Origin of the sequence: uncultured Agitococcus sp. (assembly GCF_937920075.1) — a bacterium.
GTDB lineage: Bacteria > Pseudomonadota > Gammaproteobacteria > Pseudomonadales > Moraxellaceae > Agitococcus.
This window is the reverse complement of record NZ_CALETI010000046.1, coordinates 1-5279: the sequence shown is the minus strand read 5'-3', so window position 1 is coordinate 5279 and position 5279 is coordinate 1. Positions and strand designations below refer to the sequence as shown.

Genomic DNA, 5279 nt, shown 5'->3' with positions numbered 1-5279 from the left:
GCTATAATTTGCAACTCAATTGTGGATTATTATCCTATTTACTTAGGACTTACGCGGTTATCGCTTATTTGTTCACATTTCAACCGTTTTCAACGGTTTTATGTTCATCAAACGCGCGCCTGAAGGTGAAACGCGTAAGTCCAGAGTTGTTATTTTTAATAATAGCTGCTTATTATGACATTTTGGACAAAATTATGGAAAGGGCGAAAAAGAAAAAAGAGACAGTTATGCTGTCTCTTTTTATCAATAGACCCTATTATCTATTTTAAAGACTTAGTCTTCCATATGACTAATGATCGCATCACCAAATTCAGAACAACGTAGTAAGGTTGCATCTGGCATTAAACGCTCAAAATCATAAGTAACTGTCTTGGCACTAATTGCGCCTTGTGTACCTGTAATAATCAAATCAGCCGCTTCAGTCCAGCCCATATGACGTAACATCATTTCAGCAGATAAAATAATTGAACCAGGGTTCACTTTGTCTTGGCCAGCATATTTTGGTGCTGTTCCGTGTGTGGCTTCAAACATGGCTATAGAACCACCAATGTTTGCACCAGGTGCAATACCAATACCACCTACTTCAGCGGCTAACGCATCAGAAATATAGTCACCGTTTAAGTTAAGCGTTGCAATGACAGAGTATTCAGCAGGGCGCATTAAAATTTGTTGTAAGAACGCATCAGCAATCACGTCTTTAATGATGATGTTTTTGCCTGTTTTTGGATTTCTTAGACTCATCCAAGGGCCACCATCAATTAACTCAGCACCAAAACGCTCAGCAGCTAACTCATAACCCCAATCACGGAATGCACCTTCGGTGTATTTCATGATGTTACCTTTATGAACTAAAGTCACAGAGTCTTTATCGTTATCAATCGCATATTGAATGGCTTTACGCACTAAACGTTGAGTACCTTCTTTAGAAACTGGCTTAATACCAATACCACAACCTTCAGGGAAACGAATTTTCTTTACGCCCATTTCTTCGCGTAAAAACTTAATGACTTTAATCGCTTCTGGGCTATCAGCTTTCCATTCAATACCAGCATAAATATCTTCAGAGTTTTCACGGAAGATAACCATGTCAGTTAATTCTGGATGACTTACTGGGCTAGGTACGCCTTTAAACCAGCGTACTGGACGTTGGCAAACATATAAATCTAACTCTTGACGTAAAGCAACGTTTAATGAACGTAAGCCACCGCCTACGGGGGTGGATAACGGGCCTTTAATGCTAACAACAAATTCGCGTAAGGCTTCTAAAGTTTCTTCAGGTAAATAATTATTATTGCCATATAATCTTGCTGATTTATCACCACAATAGATTTCCATCCATGAAATCGCACGTTTGCTACCATAAGCTTTGCTAACGGCGGCATTGACCACTTTAATCATGACAGGGCTAATATCAACCCCAATACCATCACCTTCGATGTAAGGAATAATTGGAAAGTTTGGTACATTTAAGGAAAGGTCAGCGTTTACGGTGATTTTGTCGCCATCGGCTGGAACTACAATCTTTTGGTAACCCATTGTGCAGGTACTCCCTTGTTATTAATAAAAGTGTCTATTAAAAATGTAGCATGGTAATGCCAGTTTGCTTATAAATTTAAGGTTTAGCCTTAGATTTAAATTATGATTATGTTAATCGTATTTGAAAGATTTTTTTTGCCAAAATTCATTTTTATAATAAATATCACTATAATTTTAAATGATATTTGTTGTCGATTTTTTGAGAGTTTACATGAGTCGTCTAATCTTATTTAATAAACCTTATGGCGTTTTATGTCAATTTAGACGTACTGATGAGCGCTCAACATTAGCAGATTTTTTCTCTGATCCAGCGATTCATCCTTGCGGTCGTTTAGATTTTGATTCAGAAGGCTTACTGCTATTAACGGATGATGGTCAACTAAATGCGCGTATTACGGAGCCCAAATATAAATTGCCAAAAACCTATTGGGCGCAGGTGGATGGAGAAATTACTGACGAGGCGATTAAACAATTAAAACAAGGTATCATGTTAAATGATGGTATGACTATGCCTGCTATTGTTAAAAAAATTGCCGAGCCAGCAATTTGGCAACGTGATCCTCCGATTCGTTATCGTGCCAATATTCCAACTAGTTGGATTGAATTAACAATTACAGAAGGGCGTAATAGACAAGTAAGGCGCATGACAGCGGCAGTCGGTTTTCCAACCTTACGTTTGATTAGAGCACAAATTGGTGAATGGCAAATTAATGACTTAGCATTAGGTATGTCAAAAGAAATTAATGTGAGTTTAGGGCGAATTAAGCAGGTAAATCACTTGGACGCACAACAGAGTGCTCCAAGTTTTAGCCGTAGAAAAAAGTGTAATGGTCAAGTAAAACAGGAGACTATTTCAGGCAGCTTGTCTTAAGAAATCCTGTTCAAATGCTAATGGCGATTTATAACCTAGCGTTGAATGAATCCGCTGACCATTATAAAAGGCCAAATAATCAATCACACTCAGTTTCGCCTCTGCAACTGTTCGGAAACGCTCATAGTGCAGTTGTTCATATTTTAAACTGCGAAAAAATCGTTCAGTTGGCGCGTTGTCCCAACAGTTACCTTTACGACTCATACTTTGCTCCATGCCCATTATCGCCAAATGCTCACGGTATTCTTTACTCGCATACTGGCTACCACGGTCAGAGTGATGAATCAATCCTTTAGCAGGCTTTCGTCGCCAAAACGCCATTTGTAAGGCACTGACACACAATGACGTTTTCATATGATTATCCATTGCCCAACCTACCACGTGCCGCGAAAACAAGTCGATAACTACCGCAACATACAGCCAACCCTGTAATGTCCACACATAGGTGATGTCTGTTGTCCATACCTGATTAGGTTGGCTAACACTAAATTGCCTATCCAAAGTATTGGGTGAGACAGACTCACTATGGTGACTGTCGGTGGTTACTTTAAACCGTTTAGGGTATCTGACGACTAAGCTCAAATCTTGCATCAGACGGCGTACTTTATGACGGCCTACCTGAATCCCCTGTGTTTTCAATATGTTCGTCAGTCGGCGACTCCCATAAACACAGCGATTATCATTAAATAGTTGCCTTAGCTTGTTGGCAACCATCATCTCTTCTTGCTCCCTTTGCTGGCGTTTAGGCGTTGATTCGTTCCACGCATAATAGGCACTTTGACTCACGTTCATCATGCGGCATAACATTGTCACAGGATAGGTCTTCTTTTGCTCTCGAATAAAAGCGTATTTTATTCGACTTCTTTCGCAAAGAAGACCGCCGCCTTTTTTAAAATTTCACGCTCCATCCTTAACTGTTCGTTTTCTCTTCTTAAGCGGCGCAATTCATCGTGTTCTGCTAGGCTTAACACGGATTTCTTACCGAGGGATTCACTTATATTCTCAGGCCGTTCTGCTTTTACCCATCGTGATAATGCACTTAAAGATACTCCTAAATGGTCTGCTGCTTTTTGGCAGCTATAGCCTTTTTCGAGCACTAATTTTGCCGCATCTTGTTTAAATGCTAAACTGTAGGTCGGCTTTTTCGTGGACTTTGTTGCTTTCATAAACACCTCTACTTGCAGTATAAATACTACCTATCAACGTGTCCTGCTTTATTAGACCATTACATACTCCATTTAATATTGAATGAAAAACATGCATTCTTAATGGTAAAAATGCCTGACCCTCTTTACTTTTTGCATAGCTTAATAAATCTATCCATTGTAAAGTATCGAATATAGTTATTGGCTCATGAAGATGACTGCTCAATACTTGATGTAGTGATAACAAGGTCTTTGGCTGGGTTATATTATTTTCTTTAATAAATTGATTACGCAAAAAAATCGCTATCTGATTAGCAGACAACGCTTTGTATAACTTATCTTTGTCTAATGTTTGTAATTCCTGATAAGTAGCCTGTCTGTACTGCAAATTCCCTCGATCAAGCTTAGGAATATATCGACTACCCTTTACAACATGCACTCTATTTAATGGCAAACCAGAAACTGCTGCTAAGAACTGCTGTAATTGTTTTTCACTTTCAGTCCCTCCTAATGTTGCGGATGTGGCAATAAAGCGAACCTGTTCCGAAGTTACACCAAAAGCCAACATAACTCGACGCAATAATAAAGTTAATTCAGCAGCTTTAGCCCCCAAATAACTATGTGCTTCATCTAGTACAATATATTTTAGTTTGCCTTTTGACATTGAAAGAATTGACTCGTCTGTTTTTCTTAACAGCATATACTCCAGCATTGTTGCATTAGTTACTAAAATTGGTGGTGGTGACTCCCATAAAGAGTTTCTATCCAACACTTGATTGCTTTTTTCAGTTATTCCCCAATACGGTAATGTACGATTATATAAGCAAAAACGAACATCTGAGCCGAAACGCCTTGTCCAAGCATCTAAACGCTCACGCTGACTTGCGATTAACGCATTCAGTGGATATATCAATAATGCTTGTACTCCCTCCAAAGGCTGATTTAGTTGACGCTGTTGACTGATTAAATCACTCAAAATAGGTATTAAAAAACACTCCGTTTTACCTGAGCCTGTACCACTGGTCACCACTACCGATTGAGCTATTTTTTGTGATAATAATCGCCATGCTTCTTGCTGATGAACATAGGGTCGACTACTTTTAGGAAAACGATAATCCTGATTTATTTCACCATTAGACATATCCATTGCTTTTATAAGTTCTGGGTCTAATAAATCATCTATTAAATCATCAAGTGTTGGAATAGCTGTTTGCCAACCAAAGGTTGGTTCAAATACAACATCTCCCATTAAGCAGTTTTTATCACCTAATGACGATGACAATAATTGTTTTAAATAATCATTTAATGGTCGATTTTTAATATTTAAGTGCCGACCAATTGCACCATTTGAATGTGACAACAAATCAGGTAATAGCTTTGAATAATAATTCATCATCCTAGCCCTCTATATCTTTTTTATGCAGTCCTAGGCTAAATCCGATTATCACAGCATGATTAAATGCACTATCAAACCATTTTTGGTCAAAGTCTATTAAATCCTTTATAAGCTTGACGTTTTTTGGTGATCGAAACCACCATTTTTTATCGGCGGTACTCAACATCCATAAACCGCAAATGACAGGTATATTAGCAATCACATCTTTAGACTTATCGCTTGGAAGCCAGAATAAAGGATTACGCTTGTTCATCATCAGTGAATCTATAATCTTTTGTTTAGGCTGAGAAATACCTTCACAGATCGGAAGAGCGTCGTGTAGGGAAAGAGT

General features: G+C 38.4%; 4 protein-coding genes and 1 pseudogene. 2 read left to right on the top strand and 3 right to left on the bottom strand.

Annotated elements, in window-relative coordinates; genetic code table 11:
- The coding region (locus Q0212_RS01345; RefSeq protein ID WP_297921058.1) for a hypothetical protein at positions 1-269 on the top strand (269 nt) is incomplete at its 5' end.
- A 4-nt stretch (positions 270-273) separates the two neighbouring features.
- On the opposite strand, the gene icd is transcribed toward Q0212_RS01345, so the two are convergent.
- Positions 274-1536 (bottom strand): NADP-dependent isocitrate dehydrogenase, encoded by a 1263-nt coding sequence (gene icd / locus Q0212_RS01340; protein ID WP_297921055.1) that lies wholly within the window; start codon positions 1534-1536, stop codon positions 274-276.
- A 211-nt stretch (positions 1537-1747) separates the two neighbouring features.
- On the opposite strand from icd, the pseudogene Q0212_RS01335 reads away from it, so the two are divergent.
- Positions 1748-2266, top strand: a pseudogene (locus Q0212_RS01335) (pseudouridine synthase); the annotation flags it as partial.
- Between the two features lie 123 nt (positions 2267-2389).
- Here the strand turns inward: Q0212_RS01335 and Q0212_RS01330 are convergent.
- Positions 2390-3573 (bottom strand): IS3 family transposase gene (locus Q0212_RS01330; protein WP_297921052.1). Its coding sequence is split into 2 segments (ribosomal slippage): positions 2390-3291 and positions 3291-3573, totalling 1185 coding nucleotides; the frame shifts between segments, so codons are not numbered across the junction.
- Complete coding sequence (locus tag Q0212_RS01325) at positions 3524-4948, bottom strand: DEAD/DEAH box helicase (RefSeq protein WP_297921049.1); 1425 nt, start codon at positions 4946-4948, stop codon at positions 3524-3526. Before Q0212_RS01325 ends, Q0212_RS01330 begins: the two co-directional genes overlap by 50 nt.
- Positions 4949-5279: the final 331 nt, after the last annotated feature.